This window comes from Cryobacterium sp. TMT1-66-1 (genome assembly GCF_004403435.1).
Lineage (GTDB): Bacteria > Actinomycetota > Actinomycetes > Actinomycetales > Microbacteriaceae > Cryobacterium > Cryobacterium flavum.
In genome coordinates this window covers 1-24,645 of the sequence record NZ_SOGP01000016.1, presented here as the reverse complement: position 1 = coordinate 24,645, position 24,645 = coordinate 1, and the positions used below count along the sequence as shown (strand labels likewise).

Annotated in this window: 18 protein-coding genes and 2 pseudogenes; 11 read left to right on the top strand and 9 right to left on the bottom strand. The window is 63.3% G+C overall.

What is annotated here, in order from left to right:
• The first annotated feature begins 45 nt into the window (after nucleotides 1–45).
• A complete protein-coding gene (msrA, locus tag E3T29_RS11125) occupies nucleotides 46–564 on the top strand; it encodes a peptide-methionine (S)-S-oxide reductase MsrA (RefSeq protein ID WP_104129609.1) in 519 nt (172 codons plus the stop codon).
• Between the two features lie 296 nt (nucleotides 565–860).
• Here the strand turns inward: msrA and E3T29_RS11120 are convergent, their stop codons facing one another.
• From E3T29_RS11120 to E3T29_RS11105, 4 genes are read right to left on the bottom strand one after another with little or no spacing between them, the layout of a single operon-like run.
• Nucleotides 861–2,438 (bottom strand): gamma-glutamyltransferase family protein, encoded by a 1,578-nt coding sequence (locus E3T29_RS11120; protein WP_241987770.1) that lies wholly within the window; start codon nucleotides 2,436–2,438, stop codon nucleotides 861–863.
• 46 nt (nucleotides 2,439–2,484) lie between these two features.
• Nucleotides 2,485–3,294: an amino acid ABC transporter ATP-binding protein gene (locus E3T29_RS11115; RefSeq protein WP_304997028.1), complete on the bottom strand. Its 810-nt coding sequence runs from the start codon at nucleotides 3,292–3,294 to the stop codon at nucleotides 2,485–2,487.
• Entirely contained in the window at nucleotides 3,281–4,084 is an 804-nt protein-coding gene (locus E3T29_RS11110) for an amino acid ABC transporter permease (protein WP_134345481.1), read from the bottom strand. The genes E3T29_RS11115 and E3T29_RS11110 overlap by 14 nt, the downstream gene beginning before the upstream one ends.
• Before the next feature lie 29 nt (nucleotides 4,085–4,113).
• The gene (locus E3T29_RS11105) at nucleotides 4,114–4,953 is read right to left on the bottom strand and encodes an ABC transporter substrate-binding protein (RefSeq protein WP_134345480.1); all 840 of its coding nucleotides are present in this window, start codon (nucleotides 4,951–4,953) and stop codon (nucleotides 4,114–4,116) included.
• Nucleotides 4,954–5,057: 104 nt separating this feature from the next.
• On the opposite strand from E3T29_RS11105, the gene E3T29_RS11100 reads away from it, so the two are divergent.
• The 4 genes from E3T29_RS11100 to E3T29_RS11085 all read left to right on the top strand — a co-directional run bounded on the left by E3T29_RS11100 (nucleotide 5,058) and on the right by E3T29_RS11085 (nucleotide 7,783).
• Nucleotides 5,058–5,798: a FadR/GntR family transcriptional regulator gene (locus tag E3T29_RS11100; RefSeq protein ID WP_134345479.1), complete on the top strand. Its 741-nt coding sequence runs from the start codon at nucleotides 5,058–5,060 to the stop codon at nucleotides 5,796–5,798.
• A 77-nt stretch (nucleotides 5,799–5,875) separates the two neighbouring features.
• The gene (locus E3T29_RS11095) at nucleotides 5,876–6,640 is read left to right on the top strand and encodes a sulfite exporter TauE/SafE family protein (protein WP_134345478.1); all 765 of its coding nucleotides are present in this window, start codon (nucleotides 5,876–5,878) and stop codon (nucleotides 6,638–6,640) included.
• Nucleotides 6,641–7,002: 362 nt separating this feature from the next.
• Nucleotides 7,003–7,257, top strand: a complete 255-nt coding sequence (locus E3T29_RS20245; protein ID WP_198421029.1) for a hypothetical protein — start codon at nucleotides 7,003–7,005, stop codon at nucleotides 7,255–7,257.
• Nucleotides 7,258–7,279: 22 nt separating this feature from the next.
• The gene (locus E3T29_RS11085; protein WP_134345477.1) at nucleotides 7,280–7,783 is read left to right on the top strand and encodes an SRPBCC family protein; all 504 of its coding nucleotides are present in this window, start codon (nucleotides 7,280–7,282) and stop codon (nucleotides 7,781–7,783) included.
• Nucleotides 7,784–8,091: 308 nt separating this feature from the next.
• Here the strand turns inward: E3T29_RS11085 and E3T29_RS11080 are convergent, their stop codons facing one another.
• The 5 genes and pseudogenes from E3T29_RS11080 to E3T29_RS11060 form a co-directional block, all read right to left on the bottom strand.
• Nucleotides 8,092–8,526, bottom strand: a complete 435-nt coding sequence (locus E3T29_RS11080) for a hypothetical protein (protein WP_134345476.1) — start codon at nucleotides 8,524–8,526, stop codon at nucleotides 8,092–8,094.
• A 9-nt stretch (nucleotides 8,527–8,535) separates the two neighbouring features.
• Complete coding sequence (locus tag E3T29_RS11075) at nucleotides 8,536–8,985, bottom strand: hypothetical protein (protein WP_134345475.1); 450 nt, start codon at nucleotides 8,983–8,985, stop codon at nucleotides 8,536–8,538.
• Between the two features lie 109 nt (nucleotides 8,986–9,094).
• Nucleotides 9,095–9,298 (bottom strand): annotated as a pseudogene (locus tag E3T29_RS11070) (integrase core domain-containing protein); the annotation flags it as partial.
• Between the two features lie 7 nt (nucleotides 9,299–9,305).
• Nucleotides 9,306–10,400, bottom strand: a complete 1,095-nt coding sequence (locus E3T29_RS11065) for an IS110 family transposase (RefSeq protein ID WP_134345474.1) — start codon at nucleotides 10,398–10,400, stop codon at nucleotides 9,306–9,308.
• Nucleotides 10,401–10,650: 250 nt separating this feature from the next.
• Nucleotides 10,651–11,642: pseudogene (locus E3T29_RS11060) on the bottom strand (IS3 family transposase); the annotation flags it as partial.
• Nucleotides 11,643–11,883: 241 nt separating this feature from the next.
• Here E3T29_RS11060 and E3T29_RS11055 point away from each other — a divergent pair.
• The 6 genes from E3T29_RS11055 to E3T29_RS11030 form a co-directional block, all read left to right on the top strand.
• On the top strand, nucleotides 11,884–13,047 hold the full coding sequence (locus tag E3T29_RS11055) for a serine/threonine-protein kinase (protein ID WP_241987768.1): 1,164 nt from the start codon (nucleotides 11,884–11,886) through the stop codon (nucleotides 13,045–13,047).
• A complete protein-coding gene (locus tag E3T29_RS11050) occupies nucleotides 13,047–19,037 on the top strand; it encodes an Ig-like domain-containing protein (RefSeq protein ID WP_134345473.1) in 5,991 nt (1,996 codons plus the stop codon). The genes E3T29_RS11055 and E3T29_RS11050 overlap by 1 nt, the downstream gene beginning before the upstream one ends.
• A 28-nt stretch (nucleotides 19,038–19,065) precedes the next feature.
• Nucleotides 19,066–20,031, top strand: coding sequence for a MoxR family ATPase (locus E3T29_RS11045; protein ID WP_134345472.1), 966 nt, complete (start codon nucleotides 19,066–19,068; stop codon nucleotides 20,029–20,031).
• Nucleotides 20,028–21,416, top strand: a complete 1,389-nt coding sequence (locus E3T29_RS11040) for a DUF58 domain-containing protein (protein WP_134345471.1) — start codon at nucleotides 20,028–20,030, stop codon at nucleotides 21,414–21,416. Before E3T29_RS11045 ends, E3T29_RS11040 begins: the two co-directional genes overlap by 4 nt.
• Nucleotides 21,413–24,022: a transglutaminase domain-containing protein gene (locus E3T29_RS11035; protein ID WP_134345470.1), complete on the top strand. Its 2,610-nt coding sequence runs from the start codon at nucleotides 21,413–21,415 to the stop codon at nucleotides 24,020–24,022. The genes E3T29_RS11040 and E3T29_RS11035 overlap by 4 nt, the downstream gene beginning before the upstream one ends.
• Nucleotides 24,023–24,645, top strand: a 623-nt coding sequence (locus E3T29_RS11030) for a DUF5684 domain-containing protein (protein WP_241987767.1), incomplete at its 3' end; no start/stop codon positions are given.

Genomic DNA, 24,645 nt, shown 5'->3' with positions numbered 1-24,645 from the left:
AATTTGCGGTTCGAGCAGCCCAATGACTACGAAGGAGTCCGCACGATGACCACAACGACAGAAACAGCGATCTTGGCCGGCGGATGCTTTTGGGGAGCGCAGCAGTTGTTGCGTAAGCGCCCAGGAGTGATCTCGAGCCGAGTCGGATATTCCGGCGGCGAGGTGGCGAACCCGACCTACCGTCACCACAATGGCCATGCGGAATCGGTCGAGATCGTGTTCGATCCCGACCAGATCGCCTACCGTGACGTGCTGGAGTTCTTCTTCCAAATCCATGACCCGTCGACGAAGAACCGTCAGGGCAACGACGTCGGCAACAGCTACCGATCGGCGATCTTCTACACGAATGACGAACAGAAGCGCGTCGCGGAAGACACGATCGCCGATGTCGACGCCTCCGGCCTCTGGCCCGGCAAAGTTGTCACCGAGGTGACCCCGGCTGGCGACTTTTGGGAGGCCGAGGAGGAGCACCAGGACTACCTCGAGAAGCTCCCAAACGGCTACACCTGCCACTATGTGCGTCCCGGATGGAAGCTCCCGAAGCGTGAGCAGCTCGCGTCCTAGCTTTCTCTGTGGTTTTGCCCGGATCGCACCGGGCAAAGATTTACGCCACGGCACCAGCGTCGTGCGCAGGGCCGCGGGCAAACCCACAGCCCTGGCCGCTTCGGTTAGCAAGACGTCCCTTGCGCCGAAACCAGGACCACCAGTGGCATACCCCGGACAGCGCGACCCTCACTAAACCACGCCCGAACTCTGGGAACAGAACCAAAACGAAATGGCGCACCGCGCCGCCAGCGCCGGCCAGACCGTCGCGTACCTCGCCGGAGGTGGTGATTGGTTCTCCCCGGGGAATCAAAGGATTAAGCTCTTGGGACGACGAAGGCGGAACCGTCAGACCGTGGATCGCTTGCGGCAGTGAAAATTCCATCCGGCTGGGCCGCGACGATCTGCAGATGGCCCATCCAATCCGTCAGGGGAGGAATTTCGTGGACGGCGAACCCAGTCTTCAAGATGGCTTCTTTAGCTTCGGGCGCCGTGTCGGTTTCTACGTAGACGGTCTCAGGACCGTCCGTTGGAACGTGCGGACCTACGATCCAACGAGCACTGGAGACCGTATCCTCGGGGGTGGCTCCAGCCAGTAGCCGCAGGATTGCCTGAGTATGGATCTGCGGTTGGCCCTTGCCGCCCATCGTCGCATTGGCCCAGCGAAGGTGCTCGCCCTGTGTGACCAACACCGGCATCAAAGTGTGACTGGGGCGTTTCCCGGGCGCCAAGATGTTTGGAGAGTCTGCGTCCAAGGAAAAGGACATGCCACGGTTCTGCATGAGGATTCCCGTTGTCGGTTCCAAGATGCCCGAGCCGAAACTGAAGTAAATGCTCTGGATGAGAGATACGGCGAGTCCGTCGGAGTCTGCGGCGGCGATTCCGACGGTGTCGCCGGTAGGGATCTGAATATTGCCTGTTCCTTCTCCCCCTAAGGAGGCTCCCTGAAGTAGCTGGTCCAGGTCAAGGGCTGTGAAGCGCGGATCTGCCAGGAGTTCCTCGCGGAACCGGTTCCCGTCGAAGAAGAGCCTGCCCAGCGAATCAGCGTCGCGCCCCAGGGGATCTTGAATACCGAGTTCATCGAGCATCTTCAGGACCCTGAGGAGGATGAATCCTTGGGTATTGGGCGGACTGGTGTGGACCCGGTGTCCCCGGTATTCCAGGCTGATCGGTTCGCAGACCTCAGCTTGATAGTCAGCGAAATCATCAAACGTCAACGCTGATCCCAAACGTGAGAGTCCGTCTACCAGGGTTCGGCCGATTTCGCCACGGTAGAACTCGTCCGGCCCGCCCTTTGCCAGTGTGCTGAGTGTCCGTGCCAGGGCGGGTTGCTGCAGGAGAGCGCCCTCACCAAGTGGCTGTCCGTCGCTGAGAAAAATGGAATTCATTCCCGGATCCCGCGCGATGAGATCACGTCCGTTGATCAGGGCCTCAGCCAGGGAATGGGAAACGGGTACACCCTCGGCCGCGTACTGAATTGAGAGGTTGAATTGTTCGGCCCATGGCAATTCCGCGCCGAGCCTGCTGATTTCTTTCCATCCGGATATGGTTCCCGGAACCGTGATGGTATCGACGCCGCGTTGTGGCAACTGGCCGCCGTGTCTCTTCCGCAGCTCGGTGATGTCGACGTTTTGCGCCGCGACACCAGTCGCGTTCACACAATGGACCCGGCCCTCCGGAGTGCGTACGAGAGCGACTAGGTCACCACCAAGTGCGGTGTTATGGGGGTACACGACGGCCAAAGCCGCTGCGGCCGCCAAAGCGGCGTCAATAGCGTTTCCTCCGGCCGCATACGCGGCTTCACCGGCTGCAGTCGCGAGGGAGTGAGATGTTGCGATGGCACCGGATCTGGCGGTCACCGAGGATTCCGAAGTAGGAGTTGAAATCATGGTCATTGAGATAGCCTTTTCTATGTGGCGAATCACGTTCCTGCGATAGCTCCTAGAGAATTTTCGACAGGAATTCGACGGTTCGCGGATGGTTCGGGGTCTGGAAGACCTGTGTTGGATGGCCTTCTTCAATGATTCGCCCGTCGTCCATGATTACTACTCGATCCGCGACCTCCCGGGTGAATCCCATTTCGTGCGAAACCACGACCATCGTCATGTTGTCCGCGGCGAGTTTTTTCATGACGTCCAGGACCTCGCCGATCATTTCGGGATCGAGAGCGCTGGTCGGTTCATCAAAGAGCATGACGGTCGGATCCATGGCCAGTGCCCGAGCTATGGCGACTCGCTGCTGCTGGCCGCCGGAGAGATTGCGCGGTTTCGCCAGTGCCTTGTTGAGCAGACCGACCCGTTCCAGCAGTCGCTCGGCGGTCGTGACGGCCTCCTTTTTTGACTTTCCCAGCACATTCATGGGTGCGTGGCAAATATTGTCGAGCACGCTCATATGGGGGAAAAGGTTGAAGTGCTGGAAAACGAAGCCGATGTCCTGGCGTTTTCTGGCGATTCCCTTCGCCGTATCCCTCTTCTGCGTCCCGCGATGGCCGCCTCGGTACCCCACCATTTCACCGTTCACGAGGATGCAGCCCGAGTCAATTTCCTCGAGGTGGTTGATGGTGCGAAGCAGGGTGGTCTTTCCAGCACCGGAGGGCCCGACCAGAACGACCACCTCACCCTGGGCAACCGTCAAGTTGATGTTCTTGAGAACCTGGACTCCGCCCAAGACCCGACATATATTTTGAATTTGTACCATCGGTGTCCGCACGTCAGCTATCAAGTTCTGGGTCGTGTCGTTAATGGTTGCCATCTGGACTCCTAACCAATTCTTTGATTGAACGTCGATCGATGAATCTTTGCATCATCGATTTCGCCCTGATGATTCCGATTTGGTCATTCAGCTTGATCTCGATGGCGCGCTGGATGAATGTCCAAATTGTGGTGAGGGCAAGGTAATAGACGGCCGCGACCAGGAAAATCTCAAACGTCTTAAACGTCGTCGAACTGATGCCTTGTGCGACGAGGAACATCTCGCTGACGCCGATGATGCTCAGTATCGAAGTCGTCTTCATCAGTCCGTTGAAAATATTGCCGAGTGGTGGAACCATTGTTCGCAGTGCCTGCGGGATGACGATTTGCCGCATGCCGCGAGCTGGAGTCAATCCCAGCGCTTCCGCCGCCTCAAGTTGACCGCGGTCGACGGCCTCAATTCCCGAGCGGACAATTTCGGAGATATAAGCACCCTCGTGAATCGTCAGGGTAATGATGGCTGCCTGGATGACCCCTTGGAACACGAACCCGAAAATAAAGATGTCTTGAAAACGATAAACACCGATCGCAGCCAATCCGCTGTAGATGAGGACCAGCTGTACCAACAGCGGTGTACCGCGGATGAGCCAGATATAGACGCCAGCGAAGCCGCGGAACAAGGCGATTTTTGATCTGCCCATGAGGGCGATACCGACGCCGACGACCAGTGCCAGGGCCATGGCTGCAACCGATATATAAATTGTTCGCCATAAGCCATCGAGAAATGCGTCGGTAGGCGTGAGCAGGTGGCGCCAAAAAAACGCCCAATCAAAAATGAGGCCGGTATCCATTAATCCTCCGAAATAGGTGATCGTGAGATTCAGTCGAGGGCGAGGGAATCAACGTTCCAGTCTGCGAGGATTGCGTCGTAAGTACCCTCCTGTCGAACTTCGTCCAGGGCGGTGATCAATGCATTTTGGAGCTCGGTGCTGCCCTTATTCACTGCGGCTCCAACCGTGATCTTGCCGTAGGGCTCACCTGCGATTTCGAAAGCGTCCGGATCCTTCGTCTGGTAGTAGAGGACGAGGGCGCTGGTGTCGCTGTACGCATCTAGCTGTCCCGCAGTCACCTGCTGAAGGCCGATGGTTTGATTGTCGAGGGACATCAATGTGAGCTCGCCCAAACCTTTGCTCGCGCAGTCCGCGGCCTGCTCTTCGCTCTTGAACGCAGCGGTGGTTCCGACCTTGACGCCGATTTTCATTCCGCACAGGGAGTCGTCCATGCCCGTGATCTGGTTGGGATTGCCGACCTTGACGGCCACGGCCTGTCCGGAGAGCATGTAGGGAACGAAATCGACAACCTTTTCGCGTTCGGGCTTGATATAGAGAGAAGCCATGATCACGTCGCACTGTTGCGCCTGAAGCGTGGGGATGATTGCGGCGAACTTGGTTTCCCGGAAGGTGGGTGCCAGGCCCATCTTTGCCGCGAGCACGCGGGCGAGGTCGACCTCCGCTCCCGTTTCGACATGGTTCTCGTCATAGAAATTATTCGGCGGGCTCTCGAAAGGAGTGCAGAAGGTCAGAGCGCCCTCGGTTATCGTGCGGGGAGCTTCAATCGTCGTGCTGCTGGCGTCTACTTCTGCGTTGACAGTGCTGTCGCACGCCGTTAGCGCTAGGCCGGCGACAACGAGAATTGGAACAATCTTGGTTAAAGCTTTCATAGGTTCTCCTGAGATTGCAAATGTCTTGGTAGGACCAAGCTAGGCGCGAGAATCCTGTAATGTCAATACCGCACACCCGTTGGTCGGACCAGAGAGCGTAAAAGATGAATCAAAGTTGGAGTGGACGACTCTCAACCCCGGATGGACTGGTTGTTCGCATCGAACGCCTGATCCTGTCCCGCGAATTGGCGTCGGGCTCAAAACTCCCCCCTGAACGCGAGTTGGCAGCAATTCTCGGTGTATCTCGCTCGTCTCTGCGAGACGCCTTGCGTGCTTTGGAGGTTCGGCGTATGGTCCGCCGACAGCCCGGTATCGGCACCATCATTACGGACCCGGGAGCCACCCCGCACGGTAATGTTCTCGCTTCCGGCCTCGATATTGCGCCGTCCGGCTTGGACGACATCATGGACGTCCGCGCGTGCATCGAGCCGCCCATCGCGTCGAGGGCCGCCACTCGGGCATCGATAACGGATATCGCCAATTTGCATGGGCTGATTTCGGAGATGACGCTGGAGTTGACGCCCGGCGAGTATGGCGCGCTCGATCGAGTTTTCCACCGATCGATCGCCCTGGCCGCCCAAAACCCCTTGTTGCTACGCCTGTTGGATCGGGTGAATGAAATTATTGAGCCAAGCCGTGGTAATGCCCTTCTTACCATCGCGCGACAACGGTCATCGATCGCCGAACACCAACAGATCGTCAAGGCGATCGCAGCTCGTGACTCCGAAGGCGCTTATCAGGCCGCCGCAGTGCATGTCGAGTCGGTTCTCGCCCACATCGCGAAGCAACAAGCGACCCGGTCAAATACAAGCTCTCCTTCTCTTTGGGGTGTGCCTGACGCCTGATTTGTGAAGTTGGGCAAAGCTATCCGTGGCGAAGCCAGCATGAGTCGATCCCGCAGGATCGAAGGAACGAGAACTGAATGAGTATTCTTGACGGAACGATCATTTTGGTGGCCGGCATTGTGGCCGGCATCATCAACGTCGTAGCGGGTGCTGGCACCTTGATTACGTTTCCCACCCTGCTTGCGCTCGGAATCCCACCACTCACCGCCAACGTGTCAAACACTGTGGGTCTCGTGCCCGCCGCAATCACCGGTACGTATGGATATCGTCGAGAGCTCAGCGGGCAGTGGCGCAGCGTTGGCGTGATGGCCGTATTTTCTGCGATCGGCGGATTGGTCGGCGGGATGCTCCTGCTCGTACTTCCGGCGGCCACGTTTTCCATGGTGGTCCCGTATTTGCTGTTACTCGCCGCTCTACTTTCCGCAATTCAACCTCGGGTCGCCCGATTCGTGAGGCGCAAGTCCACAGGGATCGTCGCGGATACCCGCCCGGTGACGTTCGGGCTCGTCCTCGGCATTCTGGGCACCGGGGTATATGGCGGATATTTTGGCGCCGCGCAGGGTGTGGTGCTGCTGGCGCTCTTGGGCATTCTCTGGTCGACTGACATGCATAAGGCGAACGGTGCCAAGAACGTGCTTGCGGGTATTGCCAACGTGGTATCCGCCGTGATCTTCATCTCAAGCGGAACGGTGGATTGGAAGATTGCGATTCTGGTCGGTGTCGGCTCCGCCACGGGCGGATGGCTCGGTGCACGAATCGGCAGGAGTCTACCGGCGAACGTTCTCCGAACAATTCTCGTCGTGGTCGCCGTAAGCGCGGCAACCGTCCTGTTCATTACCTAGCATCTTCTCTGTTGTCGTGAATTCGGGAATGTTACGCACACTTCCCTCCCGAGTACGAAACTGGCCACACCTCCGGACTCCGACTCCTGCGAGCTAGCCGCCCGCGCGCGAGCGGAGCACGGCCGCGAAGCGATGGCGCCGCTGTACGCCGCCTTCGGGACCCACATCTTCGCCCCCCCGACCCGGACAACCATCGGACCGAGGTCGACCTGCGTGAGCTCCGCGGAACGCGTGAGTTCGCGGAGCCGATCCTCGCCGACGCGGGCCTACCGCTCGAGCTGGCGGAAGCTCTCGACGACGAATCATGGGACATCGAGATCCAGCAGGAGACAGACGAGGCACTCTCCCTGACGGGAAAAGACGTGGGCACGCCCATCATCCACTTCGAGCCACCCACCGGTGTGGCCTTCTTCGGACCGGTGATCAGCCGGCTACCACACGAGGACTCGGCAGCCGAATTGTGGGACCACGTAGTCGCTCTGGCCCGCTTCCCAGGTTTTGCCGAGCTCAAGCGCAGCCTGCGCGAACGGCCACAGCTGGCCGCGTTCGGAGTCGACGCGGACACGGTCGGAAAGCAGGAGGACTGGCACGGCGGCAGCCGACGGCAGAAGAAATGACCCCTTCCGCTAGGGTAAATGCATGAATGAGACGAGCACCGTCAGCCACCAGGAGTCCATCCTCATCGAGGCGTCGGCCGCGTTTCTCTACGACCTACTCTCCGACATCACCCGCACCGGCCAGTGGAGCCCGGTCTGTACGTCATGCTGGTGGGACGACGAAGCCGAGGCCGGTCGGGTCGGTGCCTGGTTCACTGGACACAACGAGCTCCCACACCGGACCTGGGAAACCCGGTCTGAGGTGGTGACAGCAGAGCACGGTCGCGAATTCGCCTGGGTGGTCGGCGGCAGCTTCGCCCGCTGGGGCTTCAGCTTCACCGCCGCGAAGACCGGAACGATGCTCACCGAGTCGTGGGAGTTCCTACCGGACGGGATCGCCATGTTCAAGGAGAAGTACGGCGAAGACGCCCACGCTCAAATCACCGACCGCACCCAGCAAGCCCTCGACGGCATCCCAAAAACCCTCGCCGCGATCAAGCGGATCGCCGAGGTCTCCATCGACGCAGGGGAGCAGACCCAGTCATAACCGGGCCGCTCGGGGAGGGGCTTCTCCGAAACGGTGTTTCCAGCATTTCCACGGTCCGCAGGTATCGCGCGCGGCGCGTGGACACCTGAGACGGTCTATTTCTGCGCTAGTCGCTGCCGCGTAGCTTCAGAATCCGTCTCGGTAACTTCCTTCCACCTGGCGTGACATGCAGCGCGCTAGGACTGCCGTGCGAACGATCCTTATCGGACGCCCCGGGCCCCACGCCCTTAGCGTCGGATATTCGACGAATTCACAAGTCACCCCAAGTTGCCCTAATGCGAGAGTGGGAATCAGGCAGGGCTTAGGAACTAGGTAAGAAGGAGCCGTTCAACTCGCAAAAGCATGTCTTCGACGTGAACTCGGGAGAGGGAGGCACGATACTCTTTGGCTCGCTCGTCTTCGGCTGGTTGATCATCGGCAAGCCAGCCCTTGAAATAGCGTCGAGTTCCGCCCAGCGCCCAGCGTGCGGGCAAATCACCTGAACGTGGCCCATCCCCTGGGTCATCGGTAACCGTGGAACTCCCATCATGGTTCTCTACGACGAGCTTCCACTTCCACGTTCCCGCTTCGATCCAAACCAACTGTGAGGTGTTGCTCGTCGGGTGAAAGACGACTGCCTCCTTCGGAAATCCCGCCACGGTTCCAGCGTTCGGAAACGCTTCGATAGTCGGGTTGAAATCCGGGAGCAACTGATAGATCGCTGTTGCCAGCGACTTGTAACGTCCGCGATCACCGAAGGCCATAGCGAGAGCTTAGCGAAACCGAGTCGTATCTGAGCCCATTGCGTCGCCCAAAGCGAGTCCGAGCATCAGACCTCGGGCTTTGCTCTCCCACGTTGCTGGGGCAGCATGGAGCTTGACGAGTCCGCTTCGTCCACGCTCCCCCAGGCCTGTAGCCGAGTCCACCTGCGTCGTGACGGGGTCAGGCGTGGCCGCGATGAGTTTCTCTCCATCGGGTCCTTCCATCCCCCGGTAGTGGAATTCCCAGAAGCCGTTGATCTGCGCCTCGATGGTGCACACGTATACGGCGTAGAGGCTGAACTGGTGAGGCTGACTCAATGGCGTTTTCGAGACCATTCCTGTCAATTTCTTGCCCGAGAGGATAGTCGGAAGGTCACCGGACTTGAGTCCGTCTCGCGGACCACCGAAATAAGAGCAGTAGAGAGTCGGGTCCTGATTCTTCGCTGAAGGGTACGTCGTCATTGTGTGCTCCTTTGCTCAGTCCGGTCTTTTCGCTTGTCCGTCACAGTATCTAGGCAGCCACCGACTGGGCTGCTGCGGGGATTTCGGACAGCGGAATTAGTGGTTTCTTCTACGCTGCCAGGGCTGGTTGTTGATAACCATAGTGGACTTCGTTGGGGCGTCGGTAGCCGAGCGCTGAGTGCCGGCGTCGGCTGTTGTAGAACCCCTCGATATAGCGGATGATGTCGCTGCGGGCTTGGGTTTTGGTCGCGTAAATGGTCCGGTAGACGCGCTCGTTTTTGAGCATCGAGAAGAACGATTCAGCCATGCTGTTGATGCCCCTATGGTGTCAAATCGGCCCGTGTTAGATGTTTGGGCTGGTCACGGATAGTTTTGATGATGGTGAATATTTCGCGGGCGATGTAGCATTTCAGGCAGCGGATGACATCTCGTTTGCTTTTGCCTTTCTCGGTACGGTTTTTCAGGTATTCCTGGGTGCGTGGGTCCCATCGAAGTCGGGTGAGCACGATGCGATAGAGGGCGGCGTTGGCTTGTCGGTTGCCGCCCCGGTTGAGTCGACGTTTCGTTGTTTGCCCGGATGAGAACTCGACCGGGCTCACCCCGCACAGAGCCGCGAAGGATGCCTCGTTCGTCATCCGTTCGGGGTTGTCACCGACAGCGATGATCAGCGCTGCAGCACTGTCGTAGCCGATACCGGATCGTTGGAGGAGTTCTGGCACGCAGGCCGTGACTGTCTGCGTCATGACTGTTTTCAGACGGGTGAGTTCGTCGGTGAGGGAGCTGATCCGGTGGGCAAGTTCCGCCATCAGCATCCGCTCGACACTGGTGGGCAGCATGACCGCACAAGCCCGGGTGAGAGCCTTCGTGGTCAGCCCTCGTAGCTCGTCTCGCAGACCGGGTTCAGCGCCGACGACGAGTCCTTTGAGTTGGTTGATCGCGGTCGTGCGTGCTTTCACCGCTGAGGACTTCACTAACCGCATCTGGCGAAGGTTCTCGCTTCCTCCGATACCGTCCTTCGGGGTCGATAACGAGCGACCCGCGAGCACTGCTCGTCCGGCAGCTTCGGCATCGACTGCGTCTGTTTTCCCCGCTTTTCGCCGTAACGCACGATCGGGTTGGTTGACCTCGAAGACCAGCACATGTTGTGTGTGGAGGTATTTCATCAACGCTGAACCGTATGAGCCGGTGCACTCGATTCCCGCCGCGCTCACCTCACCGAAACGGTAAGCCCACAACAAGAGAGCCTGATAGCCGGCACTGGTGGTTGCGAAACTGTGGGTTGCCAGAAGCACCCCAGCCATCGTGAGGACGGCTCCGACGTGAACATCTTTATGCGTATCGACGCCGAGGATTACTCCTTCGCCGTGGAATACCCCATGAGGTTTGCGAGGGCGCTTTAAAACGGGGGCGGGCATTGAGTTGGCCTTTCATTCGCTGTTCTATCGAAGGCGGTTCCGCGAAGAAAGTCAGTCAGGACTGTGACGATACACACGGGCAGGGAACACCCGGGCAAGGCCCCTATTGGGACATGGCTTAGCAGGCGGAACCCTGCTCCAGACTGGGCCGAGGTCGACAGATCAACACAAGGACACGCCACGGTTGAGCGGCGGTCAATCCCAACACGGGTCAAGCCGCGACCAAGCCTGATGAGCTGATCGTGTCACAGTCCCAGCACACGCCGGTGCGGCCCATGGGGGAGCGCATCCCCAGGCCGGTCACGAGAGCCCGAAAGTGAGCCGACGTGTAAACGCTGCCGCGGTCGGAGTGCCAGATCGCGTGAGGCTCGATCAGGGTCGTTGCAGCAGCGTTGCAGCAGCGTTGCGGAGGGCGTCGGCGACGAGCTCGGTGCGCATGTGATCGGCGATGGACCAGCCGACGACCTTCTTCGAATAGCAGTCGATGACGGTGGCCAGATAGATGAACCCCTGCCAAGTGTGGATGTAGGTAATATCGCCGACGAACTTCACTCCGGGACGGTCGGCGGTGAAGTCGCGCTTAACGAGGTCGGGCATGCTCGCGGCCGCCTTCGCATCGGCTTCGGTCGTGATGCGGAAGGGCCGTGGTTGGCAGGCCACGAGGCCGATCTGGCGCATGAGTTGCCGCACCAGCTCGGGCGAGCACTCGGTCTGCTCCGCGGCGAGATCGGCGTGGATTCGGCGGTACCCGTACGTGCCGTCGGACTCCTCGAAGAAGTGTTGAATCCGGGCGAGCAGGGCCTCTCGGCGAGCCGCGGTCGCGGACTGCGGACGGATCGCCCAGTGGTGAAACCCGGACGTGGAGACGGCCAGCCAGAGGCACATTTTCACCACCGAATTCTGGTTGGTGAGCTCAGATCTTTGGGAGTCGATGTACTCGTACTTGCTCACTACCGCTGCTCCCGCGCGAAGTAAGCGCTGGCTTTTTTGAAGAATCCGGTCTCCGCCCGCAGCTCGTGAACTTCCCGCTCGAGTTCCTTCAAACGGGCCCGCTCCGAGACCGTCAGGTCGGCTTCGGTGCCGCCGTTGACCTCACGATATTTGTTAAGCCAGTTCCGGAGCGTCTCCGGGACCGACGCCATATGCGGTGGCGACGTCCTTAATCGGCTTCGCGGTATTGATCACCTCGCGACACAGCTCGTCCTTGAACTCCTGGGTAAATTTTCTCCGCGATGCGGTCATGCTGATCTCTACTTTCAGTGATCCCTCATTTTAAGAGGGCCCACTGTCAGAGATATCCGCGGCAGCTCACTTGCCAAGACCGTCTATTCCCAGTGACGCGCACGACTACTTAGCTAGGCACCCCCATTTTGGGGGTGTACCATTTGCCCCAGTGTGTGGCGGGGTCGAGTGTCGCCGTTAAGATTGGATCTGAGACCAGCTGCGTCTTTGCGAGTGAAGACAAAGATGCAAGACAGAAACAATGCAGGTCGGGGGAGCGATGGGCAGGCGACTTCCTTCTGCTCCGCCCATTTTGTCGGGCTACACCTACGTGCGCCCCCTCGGCACCGGTGGATTTGCCGACGTTTTTCTGTTCGAACAGAACATGCCCCGCCGGTCCGTGGCGGTCAAAGTGCTGCTGCAGGACATCGTCGACGCCGACGTACTGCGTTCCTTCAATGCCGAAGCGGACGTCATGGCGCGCCTCAGCTCGCATCCGTCCATTCTCACCGTCTACAACGCGAGCATCTCGGCCGATGGCCGCCCCTACCTGGTTATGGAATTCTGCCCCGGCTCCTATTCGTCCCGGGAGCGTACCCAGCCGCTGCCCGTAGCCACCGTGCTCAATATCGCCGTGCGAATTGCCTGCGCCCTCGAGACAGCGCACCGTTCCAAGGTGCTGCACCGCGACATCAAACCGTCCAATATTCTCACCACGACCTTCGGCGGCCCGGTGCTCGGTGACTTCGGCATCGCCGCGTCGCTGGCCGGCGGTGCCCGCGACGAGCTGTTCGCCATGTCGCTGCCGTGGAGCGCTCCGGAGATCGTCGACGAACGCACCACCGGTACGATCGCCACCGAGGTCTGGTCGTTCGGTGCCACGATGTATTCGCTTCTGGCCGAACGGGCGCCGTTCGAACTGCCAGCCGGTTCCAATGGGTCGCGGGTACAGCTGAAACAGCGCATTGGCCGCGCCAAATACACCAGCATCGGGCGAGCGGATGTTCCCGCCTCCTTTGAAAGCGCCCTCGCCCGCATGATGAGTCGCGACCCGGCAGCCCGCCAGGGGAGCATGCTCGAGTGTGCCTACGACCTGCAGCGGGTGGAACGCGACCTCGGCCTGCCCCTCACCGCGCTGGAGGTCGCCGACGAGGCCTGGGCATCCGCTGGTGCGCCGGTGGATTTTGATAACCACGAATCGCGTGGCGCTATCATCTCGAATGTCTCTATTCCCACCCTGCGCCCCGGCCCGCGGCGCAGTACCCGCCGCCCCGCCTCGCAGACCCGCGAGGGCACCCTGCCGGACTCGAGCGACACGGCTCGCACCCGATTCACCCCGCTCACACTGAGCCTGCTCCTGTCCAGCGCTGTCATCGTCGGGATCGGCGCCACCGTGGGCGTGCTCGTGATCACCGGGCTGCTCTGATGGCCGGCAAACGGACTCGCCGCCGCCTGCCCGTGCTGTCAACGGCTCGTCTCGGCGTCATCCGCATTGCCGCTGTGTGCGCGATCGGCGCGCTGTTGGCCACCGTGGCGATCGTCGTCGATGGTTTCGACGTGAAGCAGACGCCGGTGAACGCGAGTTCGATCTGGGCTTTGCAGAGCGGCGACGGCAACCGGTACGCCCGCGTCAACACCGACCTCGGCGAACTCGACACCGTGAAAACCGTGCCGGCGCCGAGCGAACTGGTGCAAACCGATTCCACCGTGCTGCTCTACGCGCAGAACAACGAGAAGGTCGTCGACGTGAGCCTCGCGGCACCGATCGACCTCGGTGACGACGCCAGCGACTACGACAGCACGCCGGCCGGCACCCGAACCATCGTGTCGTCGGGTTCCTGGGTCGGTTATCTCACGAGCGCCGGAACGGTCTTCGCCGGAACCGTGGGCGCCGCGGAAGCACCGCGCGCGGTCAATCCCTACGCCGACGACGAGGTAGCCGAGGGCGACACCCCGCGCGTCTACCGCTCCGACGCCATCGCGATCACACCGGACGGGGTGCTCTACAGCTACTCCAGCGAGGCCGCAAGCGTGCTGCGCTATTCCATCGTCGACGACAAGATTAGCAATAGTGACGACGTGACCGACGGCCCGGCCGAGCCCGGAAGCCAACTGAGCGTTGTCGGCGACAGCTGGGCGCTGCTCAGCGTGGTCGGCGACGAACTGTGGCTGGCCGGGCAGAACGCTCCGACCCCGACCAACCTCAGCGAACTGGCCGTGCTGCAACGCCCGAGCACCACCGCCGACGACGTGCTCGTCGCCGACCAGACCGGCCTGGTCTCCTTCGCGCTCGCCGACGGGGCCCGCACCGAACTGGTCGGCAACAATGAAACCGTGCTCGGCGCCCCCGCCGCGCCGACCCCTTTTAAAGGAGAACGCTACGCCGCCTGGCTGCCCGCCTCCGGGGTCGGCGGCACCCTGTTCAGCGAGAGCGACGGCGAATCCGCCCTCAGCTACGGCGCAGCAACTCCGACCGGCGACGCCGCCCCCGCCTTTCGCGCCAACGAATCGCTCATGATTCTCAATGACACCCGGAGCGGATGGGTGTGGACCGTTCCGGGCGGCGCCCTGGTCGCCAGTTCCCAGGACTGGACCCTCGCCGCCGCCGAAGAACCGCAGCGCCAGGACAACGTGGAGGAAGCTTCAGAGGTCGTTGAACCCAAAGCCCCCATTGCCGTGCCCGACGCCTTCGGTGTGCGCATCGACCAGCTGGTCACGCTGCCGGTACTGCTCAACGACCACGACGCCAACGACGACGTGCTGAGCGTCGTGCCCGCCTCGGTCACCGGCCTCGACCCCGATTTCGGCACCGTCACCGTCACCGATCAGAACCAGGCTCTCGCCGTGCAGGTGGCTCCCGGCGCTCGCGGCTCTGCAACGTTCAACTACGCCATCACCGACGGATCGCGCGCCGACGGCCTCGACTCCGCATCGACGACGGTCACCCTCACCGTGCACGGCGACGAGATCAATTCTGCCCCGGTCTGGTGCGGCACCGACGGCTGCCTGCAGGACTGGCCGAGCCCCGAGGTACAGCCCGGCGGCACCGTGACCATTCCGGTGCTGCCCGGCTGGGTCGATCCCGACGGCGATCCGATCTTCGTCGCATCCGCTCTGAACACCACCGCTATCGGCTCGGTCAGCGTGACGCCGGCCGGCGTGCTCGTCTACAAGCACCCGAACGCGGCCGAACAGGCCGCCCAGTCGGCCACGATTCTGGTGCGCGTCTCGGACATTCACGGCGCTTCGACCGAGAAGGTGCTCACGATCGTGGTCACGCCCACGCCACGGCTCACCGTTGAACCGTTCGCACTGCTCGCCGCGGTGAACGAGCGCCTCACGGTGAACCCCGCCGAGTACATTTCGGGCGCCGCCGGGCTGTACCGCATCACGTCGGCGACGACACCGTCGAGCACCGAGGGCGGGGCCGTGAGCATCACGGCGAACGGTACTGCCTTCGACTTTTCCGCGACCGTCGTCGGTAACTACACCGTCAGTCTCACCATCGCCGACGACGTGAGCGAGGTCGTCACGCTCGCGCGCATTTCGGTGGTGTCAGCGGATGCCCAGGCACTCACGACCTCCCCCGTGACCGTTTTCGTGCGGCCCAAGGCCGACACCAGCGTTGACGTCTTCACCGCCGTGTCCAATCCGGCCGGCCGGGTGCTGCTGCTCGGCGAGGCCATTCCCGAAACCGTCTTCGGGGCCTCGCTCAGCGTCGATGTCGTCGGGCAGAACATTTTGCGCGTACGCGGTTCCACCGCTGACGAACGACCGGGCAAGCTCGGCACCGTGCGTTACACGGTGTCGGACGGCACCGAAAACCCGCTGTACACCGTGCGCGGTGAGGCCACCGTCTACCTGCTTCCGGCATCCGTTCCGCAGACGCCGATCGCCATGAACGACAGCGTCTCGGTGCGCGTTGGCGCCCAGATCGACATCCCGGTGCTCGCCAACGATGTGGCCCCCGACGGCAACATCGTGATGCTCAACGCCGAATCGGTGCAGAACCGCAGTGACCGTGGCCTCGCTTTCGCGGCCGGCGCCGAGCTGCGCTACCTCGCCCCCGACGAACCGGGCAGCTACGAGGTGGCCTACAGCGTCTACACCGCCGGCTCGCCGGAACTCATCGACTCGGCCAAGGTCTCGGTCGAGGTGCTCGCCGACGGCGAGAACACGGCGCCCCAGCCGCACACCCTCTACGGTCGGGTGCTGTCGGGCGAGACCATCGAGATTCCCTTTGACAGTTTCGGTACCGACCCCGACGGTGACACCGTCGTGCTCGACCGGGTGCTCACCCAGCCGGCCCGCGGAACGGCCTCGCTCAACGCCACCGGCGACGCCGTCGTCTATTCCAGCCCCCGCGACTATCACGGCGCCATCGAATTTCAGTACCGCGTACGCGACACCGCCGGAACCACCGGCGTCGCCCTCGTGCGCATCGGCGTACTCGACCAGCGCTCCAATCCGAGCCCGATCACCTTCAGCGACTACGTCGAGGTGCAGGCCGGGCCCGACAACCAGGTCGTCGTTTTTCCCGCCGCCAACGACATCGAACCCGGCGGCGGCCGCCTCACCCTGAGCCAGGTCACCCCCGACGCCGCGGCTGGCACCGCTGAGTACGACGCGCTGGCTGGGCGCATCGACTCCGTCACCGACGCGCGCGTGGTGTTCACGGCCGGCGACGAGCCGGGCCTGCTCACCTTCGTCTACTCGGTGACCAACGCCAACGACGACGTCGGCCAGGGACTCATCGTGGTCAAGGTGGTGCGCACCTCGGTTCCCGATTACCCGGTCGTGATCGATACCACCCTGACCCTCGACGAACGAGACGGGTTTCCCAAGGGCATCGACGTGGTCACCGACAAGGTGTCCTGGAACTCCGGGGATGTCTCCGATCTCACCCTGACCCTGTGGGGAAACCACCCCGGCCTTGACGTGTCGGGCTGGAAGATCCGCGGCGACGTCCCCGACGAGGGACTACTCGCCCCGTTCGCCCTGACCGGCCCGAATTTTCAGGGCGCCCTGGTGACCACCTACGGGTTCCTGCGCATTCCGGCCAAGGATGCGATCATCATCGCGCTCAAGAAGGGGAACGTCGACCAAAACGTGCGGGAAGATGCCTCGGTCAGTTTTGATCTGACGAGCCTCGTGTCGATTCCCGCCGGGACCACGCTGGAACTGCAGCGCACGGGCATCCGTTCGTCGGGGGAGCGCGGCAAGGCGGCCTGCACCTTCGACTCCGGCACGACGGTCACCTACACGGCCGGTTCCGATGCGCCCTGGACCGACTCCTGCACGGTGCCGGCACGCATCGATGGACAGGAGGACTACACGCAGCTGGTAGTACCCATCGTGGTCGAGCCGCTCGACCCCCAGCCGGAACTGCGCCCGGCCGCGCTGACCGAGAGCCCGGGAGCCGACGCCGTTCGCTACGACCTCAGCCACATGGTCGAGTGGCAGGGCAAGGGCGACGTGCCGGCGCTGACCTTTGCGATCGAGTTCTCCTCCGATCAGTTCACCGTCACGCAGGACGGCTCGATTCTCACGATCTCTGTCGCCGACAACGCCGTGGCCGGCCGGGAGGCGGCGGTCACCGTGAGCCTGTCGAGCCACCGCGAGGCGATTCCGGCGGTGCTCGCGCTCAAGGTGGGCCCGGCACCGAGCGAACTGCCCAAGGGCGGCACCGTCGCGACGACCTGCACCCAGTCGTCGGGATCGAGCTGCTCGATTGCCGTCGTCGGCACCCCCGGCGAGGTCAACTTGTACCGCGGAACACCGCTTGAATTGGTCTCGGTCACCGCCCCGAGCACCTGCGTTGGGGTGTCGTTCTCGGTCGAGAATTCCAAGAATGTTCGAGCCAGCTGGTCGGGCGACACCGCCGGCGGTGTCTGCGAGGCGAGTTTTGTGGTGCGCGACGCGCAGGGCAAGCTCAGCGCCGGCACCCGCAATGGGTCGATCACGGTTGACCTGCAGGGCTACCCGAAAGCGCCGAACGCCGTGGCCCAAATCGCCTACGACGACCGGTCGGTGACTCTCTCGGTGAGCCCCGGCGGCGCTAACGCGGCCTACCCGGCCCTCGAAGGCTTCAACCTGTACCGCAACGGCGCTTCGGTGGCGAGGTGCGACACGTCGGGCGACTGCGGCAACATCACGACGTCGGCGAACGGTGACAAAGCTGACTACGAGGCCAAAGCCTTCAATGCGGTCGGGGAATCGCGCACCGTGGTGAGCGTGACGGCCTGGTCTTATGACACTCCGGGCATGGGCGAGCTCACGGCCGAGCCGGTCTTCGACGGTCGCACGACGACGGCGCAGGGCGTAGTGACCGTGAAGATCAAGAACGACGATCCGTCCACCAACCGGTACAGCGTCAACGGCACGGAAGAAACCGTTGCTGTTCCCGGTGTTGGAACGACGGAATTCACGCGCACGCTGCCCGTCGGCGAGCAGACCATCACCGTCACCCCGCTGAGTAAGTACGACCGGCCGGCCGGAAGCGGACCCACTGATCTGTCGGTCAAGCAAACGGTGATCGTGGCCGGAGCTCCCTCGATCACGGCTGGCACGCTGACCTCGGAGAACACCGCGATCACGGTTTCGGGTACCAATCCCGATAAGAACTACAGCGCCGAGACCGAACATATTCTGTATGTGGCATCCACCACACCGGACGCCGTCTGCACGTTCACCGTGGCGGGAATCACCTCGGCGGGAAATCTCACCTCGAAGGATTCCACCATCGGTGGCCTTACCAAGCACACCAGGTACTACGTGACGGTCTGCTATTCCAACGGATACGGCGAGGCGGTGGGCAGCGCGGGCTCCGTCACAACGTGGGTGAAGCCCTCCGCTCCGGGCGACGGCTCGTACACCTACGGTATGGCGACGCCGGCCAATGGAAAGTACCTGCTCACGACGCCTACCTCGTCGGCCACAGTGCCCAATGATTTCGTGGTCGACTTCGACGGATACGACGAGGTCGCCGGCTCGAGCGTCTTCGGCGCTAACCCGGGAATCACAGCGCGCTACTGCACCAGCAACGACGACACCCTGTGCAGCGACTGGTCGACGGTGACGGCAGCGGATTCCGACCGCGCCTGGCAGGTCGAATACGCCGTCACCGGCCTTACCACCGCGGGATGCCTGATTGGCCGCACACTGGAGGTCGCCGTCGATGCGACCGCTGCCGGTCTCGCGACGGCCGTCGTCACCCGTGCCGAGTTTGACGTGCCCAACCCGAATGGTGGCCGGATGTGGGAGTACCGCAACACCGCCGTCGTTCCGGGTGACGCGGAACAAACCAGGAACGTGACCTGGACCATCACATGGACGGCCGCGCAGACATCCGGCCTCGCCCCTGTCTCCGCTGTCACCCAGACAACCGCCACCGGCTGTTCTGCGCCCACCACCTAAATCTCGCCCCACTGAAAGAGCCACACACATGACAATCACCACGGAGCAGTCAGACTGGTTTTCCGCGACCTTCGCGATGATGGTCGACAATGTGGAGCAGGTCGTTCTCGGCAAGCGCCACGTGATCGAACTCGCTTTCACCGCGATGGTCAGCGAGGGCCACCTGCTGCTCGAGGACTACCCGGGTACCGGCAAGACCTCGCTCGCCCGCGCCATGTCGCAGACCGTGCAGGGAGTCTCCACGCGCATCCAGTTCACCCCGGACCTGCTGCCCGGCGACGTCACCGGCATCACCGTCTACGACCAGAAGACCGGCGAGTTCGAGTTTCACAGCGGACCGATCTTCGCCAACGTCGTGCTCGCCGACGAGATCAACCGCGCCAGCCCGAAGACCCAGTCCGCGCTGCTCGAAGCGATGGAAGAGGGCAACGTGACCATCGACGGCGTCACCCGCTCAACCGGTGTGCCGTTCCTCGTGATCGCCACCCAGAACCCGATCGAGCAGGCCGGCACCTACCGGCTGCCCGAAGCGCAGCTCGACCGGTTCATGATGAAGGCGTCGCTCGGCTACCCCGACCTCGCCTCGACCATTCGCATTCTCGAGGGCACCGCCGACGTGCGCCACGAACTCGCCCCGGTGATCACCCCGCAGGCGCTCGTGAGCATGAGCGACATCGCCCGCGGAGTGTTCGTGAACCCCCTGGTCTACGACTACATCGTTCGGTTGGTCGAGGCCACCCGGGATGCCCGCCAGGTGCGCATGGGCGTCAGCGTGCGTGGCGCACGCGCCCTCACCAAGGCCGCCAAAACCTGGGCCGTCGCCCACGGCCGCACCTTCGTGACCCCCGACGACGTCAAGGCCCTCGCCGACCAGGTGCTCGCGCACCGCATGGTGCTCGACCCGGAGGCCGAGTTCGACGGCGTCACGGCGAGCGCCGTCATCGGCCAGATTCTGCTCGACGTCGTACCGCCCAGTCGGAGTGACCTGGCGTGAGTTTCCACACCGAATCGCGGCGCTCCCAGACCTCAAATCTGGCGCGAACCAGCACCCAGACCAGGTCTGCAACGCACACCCGGTACAGCACCACGCGCACGAACCAGTCAACAGCGTTGACCCTCGTGGGCGCCGTCGTGCTCTGGATGCGGGTTTCGCGAATTGTGCGAAACGGTGCGCGGGTATCCGTCGAATGGGTGGGCGAAACGGTCACGCCGGCCGGCTGGGTCGTCGTCGCCACGGCGATCGTGCTGCTGCCGCTCGGCCTCGTTTTCGGCTGGACCGAACTGATCGTCACCGGCTGTGTGGCGGTCGCCCTCATTCTCATCTCCCTGCCCTTTCTGGCCGGCGGCCGCGCCTACAGCGTCGACTTCGTGCTGCCGGTCGACCGGGTGGTGGCCGGCTCCGAGGTTTTGGGTACCCTCACCGTCACCAACGTGTCCAAACGGCTCGAGCTGCCGGGTCGCGTCGACGTTCCCATTGGCAAAGGCCTGGCGGATGTCTACGTGCCGCTCCTCCGCAGCGGCCAGGTTCACGAAGAGCACGTTCGCGTGCCGGCCTACCGTCGCGGTGTGATTGACGTGGGCCCGGTCACGACCGTGCGCAGCGACCCGCTCGGTGTGCTCGGCCGTGAAGTGGCCTGGGCCGACGTCAACCGCCTGTTCGTGCATCCGGTGACCGTGTCGATTCCGAGCACGAGCGCCGGGTTCGTGCGCGACCTCGAGGGCAACCCCACGAGTGACATCGTCGACTCCGACATCTCCTTTCACGCCATTCGCGAGTACGCGCCGGGTGACGGGCAGCGGCACATTCACTGGAAATCCACCGCGAAGACCGGCAAGCTCATGGTGCGCCAGTTCGAAGAAAGCCGGCGCTCCCGCCTGGCCATCGTCTTGAGCCTCAACGATGCCGAATACGCGTCGGAGGACGAGTTCGAGATGGCGGTCAGCGCCGCCGGTTCGCTCGGCGTGCGCGCCATTCGCGACGGCCGCGATTTGGCCGTCGTAGCGAGCGAGGAAATCCCCGATATCGTGCGGAAGAGCATCCGTTCGGTACGCAGCCTGAGCGTCGTGTCGACGCGCACCCTGCTCGACGACCTCACCGCCATCGAAACCAGCTCGCACGCGATGCACGTCGAAGACGTCTGCGTGCTCGCCGCGCAGGTGGTGCCCGACATCTCCATCGCCTTCGTGATTTGCGGTTCGGCGATGACCGCTCGGCGTCTGCAGGCTCTCACCCTCAAATTTGCCGGCAACGTGCAGGTCGTCGCCGTATTCTGCAACCCCAACGAACAGCCGAGCTTTCGTGACCTGGCCGGCACCAGCGTCCTGACCATCGGTGTGCTCGACGACTTGCGATCCCTGCTGAGTCGACGAGCAGCATGAGCGCGCCCGAAGTTCAGCCCATGCGACCTGCGACCGGTGCCGTGCCGACCACCCGCCCGCGCCGTGGGCCGGTCCCACGCCGGCGTGCCCGGGTGATCAACGCCGTGTTCATCGTGGCGATGATGCTCGTTGCCGTGTGGGCGGCCTGGCCGATCTACCAGGACGTGAGCTACCTGATCATGGCGGCCGGAGCGATTCTCACCGGCCTGGCTCTGGCCTGGCTCGGCGCCCGTCGAGGCTGGAGCTGGTTCACCGTGCTGCTGACCGTGCTGGGCGCTTACCTGCTGCTCGGGGTACCGCTCGCGGTGCCGACCGCCCTCACGAGTGTGCCGAACGCCGTCGGCGGGCTGCTCGACCTGGTGACCGCGACGGTCTTCAGCTGGAAAGAACTCGTCACCATCCAACTGCCGGTCGGCTCCTATCAGTCGCTGCTCGCCCCCGCCTTTCTGCTGTTTCTCGGCGGCACCACCGTGGCACTCTCGCTGGCCTGGCGCGGCGGCCGGCTCATGGCCCTGGCCGTGCCGCTGATCTTTGCCGTGCAACTGTTCGGCCTCGTTTTCGGATCGAGTGCCGTGAGCGTTCCGCTGACTTTTTTTAGTGTGAGTTTGCCGGCACCACGCGAAAGCCTGATCGGCCTGGCCGCCCTGCTGCTGGCCTTCGGCTTTCTGGCCTGGCGCACCCACCTCGCCCGCAGCGAGGCACTCGACCTGGCTGCCCGCACCACCGGGGTGCGGCGCACTCCCGGCGGCCTCGGCGGTCGTCTGCGCCGGGCCATTCTCGCCGGCGGGGTGCTCGTTCTCGCCATCGGCGTCACCCTCGGCGGGCTGTCGGCCGTTGCCGCGACGCCGACCCGTGAGGTGCTCCGCAGCAGCATCGACCCGGCCGTTGAACTGCGCGAATACGTCAGCCCGCTCAGCCAGTACCGCAGCTATTTCAGCGCCGAGCAGTACGACGCCGAGCTGTTCACGGTATCCGGCCCGGCCATCGACGACGGCACCGACTCCCGCGTGCGCCTCGCCGTGCTCAGCTACTACGACGGAGAAGTCTTTCGGGTCGTCGACCCCGCCGCGGGCGAGAACGACCAGGCCACCGCCTTCGCCCGGGTGCCGCACGCGCGCGGGGCGAGCGCGGACAGCGTCACGACCCGGTTCGACATTGCCGGCTACAGCGGCGTCTGGATGCCGGGGGCCGGCGCGCTGTCGAGCATCCGCTTTGCCGGTGATCGCGCGGCTGACCTGAGCGACGGCTTTTTCTACAACGCGGGTACGGCATCCGGAATTCAACTCAAAGCCCTCGAGCGCGGCGACCGCTACACGATCGTCTCCGACTCGCAAGCGGATGCGACGGACCTCGCCTCTCTCGCCAGCCCGGCCGGTGACGCGATCGATGAAACGCTCATTCCGCAGAGCCTGGTCGACTGGGTCGACGCCCAGGCCGTCACACGCGATGGCACCGGCTTGGCCGAACTCGTCACCCGCCTGCGCGAGCGCGGCTACCTCAGTCACTCCCTGACCGTGCCGGCGGTGGACTCCTGGACCGCTGACCTCGGCGACTACCAGTTCTCGCCGAGCTTGTCCGGGCACTCGGTCGCCCGCATCGACGCTCTCTTCACCGCGCTGCTGGAGAAGCAGAACAGCACGACCGCCACCGAGAATTCCCAGCTTGTGGCAGCTATCGGCGACGACGAACAGTTCGCCGTCGCTACCGCACTGCTCGCTCGTCACCTCGGCTTTGAGTCCCGCGTGGTGCTCGGATTCACCCTGGGATCCGGCGCTGATTCGGGCGCACCCGGGGCGTGCCGGGGCGGAGTCTGCTCGGGCCAGAACCTCGCGGCCTGGGTCGAAGTGGCCAGCGGCGACGGCGGCTGGATCACCCTGGACGCGACCCCGCAGTTTCAGAACCCGCTGTCACCCATCGACGACACGACCCGCGACCCGCAATACAACACCGAGGTCATCGCCGAAGGTGCAACCGAGCAGCGCGCGCCCGAGGCGAACCCGACCAACGGTGAAGACCAGCCGGAGCAGGACACGGTCACCGGCACCGATCTGGCCTGGCTGTTCGCGATCCTGAAGGTCGGCGGCATCAGCCTGGCCGCGCTGCTCGCGATCAGCACCCCGTTCCTGGTCATTCTCGGTGCCAAATTCAAGCGTCGACGTGACCGGGCCCGCGCGGCCGACGTATCGGCCAGGTTCGCGGGCGGCTGGGACGAATACATCGACGCCGTCGTCGACCGCGGTTTCAGCGACCAGGGCAGCATGACCCGGGTCGAGACCGCCTCATACTACGAATCGGCGGGCGGTGCCCAGCTTGCGACCCTCGCCGACAGGGCTGTCTTCGGGCCGGTGTCACCTCAGGTCGACGAGAGCGACGCCTTCTGGGCGCTCGTCACGGCCGAACGCGCCGGCCTCGCTGCCAGTGGAACCCGGCGGCAACGCCTGCGCGCAGCCATCTCGCTGCGCTCCTTCTCTCGACTGGCGGATGCCCGCCACCTGTTCACTTTTCGCCGACGCTCAGCTCGATACGACGTCATCACCGTTCGCCCGAACCGGCGCGACACCAGCAGATTGGGGGAGCGGCCGCCGATCAGCGGCCGTGAAGCATAAATGGATGAATCATCTGGAGCGGCGATCGCCGTAGTTGTGGTGGCCGTGCTGCTCGGCCTCGGCCTGTATGTGTTCTCGTCGATCGCCCTCGGCAAGGTCTTTCTGAAACTCGGCGAGCAGGCTTGGAAGGCCTGGGTGCCGATCGTCAACACCATCACCCTGCTTGAGCTCGGTCGGTATTCGGCCCTGTGGGTGATTGGCATGTTCATTCCGGCCGCGAACCTGGTAGCCCTCGTCGTGTTCATCATGGCGGTCAACAACGTCAACCGACGTCTGGGGCACGGCGGCGGGTTCACCCTGCTCTACCTGATCTCCTTTCCCATCTGGGCCGGCGTGCTGGGGTTCGGAAAGTCGGTCGACACCGGCTGGATGCCGGGCATAGCCGCGACCGGATACGTACCGTTCGCCCCCGTGACTCTGCTGTCACTGGCGCCGGCACAGCCGGCCGTTCCCACGCCGGTCGGCCACAACGCTGCACCTTCGATGCCGCTGGCATCCATGCCGCCGGCGCCCCCTGCACCGGCGGCTCAGTTTGCCGGACCACCACTGCCACCCGCCCCGCCCGCAGCGTTTTTGGCGACCGCCCCGCCGGCCCCGCCGGCCCCGCCGGCCCCGCCGGCCCC

Excerpts from the sequence above, each read along its gene's own strand:
- E3T29_RS11115 (WP_304997028.1), bottom strand. The coding sequence starts at position 3,294 with ATGGCAACCATTAACGACACGACCCAGAACTTGATAGCTGACGTGCGG.
- E3T29_RS11075 (WP_134345475.1), bottom strand. The coding sequence starts at position 8,985 with ATGACGACGTACCCTTCAGCGAAGAATCAGGACCCGACTCTCTACTGC.
- E3T29_RS11035 (WP_134345470.1), top strand. The coding sequence starts at position 21,413 with ATGAGCGCGCCCGAAGTTCAGCCCATGCGACCTGCGACCGGTGCCGTG.
- E3T29_RS11050 (WP_134345473.1), top strand. The coding sequence starts at position 13,047 with ATGGCCGGCAAACGGACTCGCCGCCGCCTGCCCGTGCTGTCAACGGCT.
- E3T29_RS11120 (WP_241987770.1), bottom strand. The coding sequence starts at position 2,438 with ATGACCATGATTTCAACTCCTACTTCGGAATCCTCGGTGACCGCCAGA.
- E3T29_RS11105 (WP_134345480.1), bottom strand. The coding sequence starts at position 4,953 with ATGAAAGCTTTAACCAAGATTGTTCCAATTCTCGTTGTCGCCGGCCTA.
- E3T29_RS11080 (WP_134345476.1), bottom strand. The coding sequence starts at position 8,526 with ATGGCCTTCGGTGATCGCGGACGTTACAAGTCGCTGGCAACAGCGATC.
- E3T29_RS11055 (WP_241987768.1), top strand. The coding sequence starts at position 11,884 with ATGCAGGTCGGGGGAGCGATGGGCAGGCGACTTCCTTCTGCTCCGCCC.
- E3T29_RS11110 (WP_134345481.1), bottom strand. The coding sequence starts at position 4,084 with ATGGATACCGGCCTCATTTTTGATTGGGCGTTTTTTTGGCGCCACCTG.
- E3T29_RS11085 (WP_134345477.1), top strand. The coding sequence starts at position 7,280 with ATGAATGAGACGAGCACCGTCAGCCACCAGGAGTCCATCCTCATCGAG.
- E3T29_RS11065 (WP_134345474.1), bottom strand. The coding sequence starts at position 10,400 with ATGCCCGCCCCCGTTTTAAAGCGCCCTCGCAAACCTCATGGGGTATTC.
- E3T29_RS11095 (WP_134345478.1), top strand. The coding sequence starts at position 5,876 with ATGAGTATTCTTGACGGAACGATCATTTTGGTGGCCGGCATTGTGGCC.
- E3T29_RS11100 (WP_134345479.1), top strand. The coding sequence starts at position 5,058 with ATGAATCAAAGTTGGAGTGGACGACTCTCAACCCCGGATGGACTGGTT.
- E3T29_RS11045 (WP_134345472.1), top strand. The coding sequence starts at position 19,066 with ATGACAATCACCACGGAGCAGTCAGACTGGTTTTCCGCGACCTTCGCG.
- msrA (WP_104129609.1), top strand. The coding sequence starts at position 46 with ATGACCACAACGACAGAAACAGCGATCTTGGCCGGCGGATGCTTTTGG.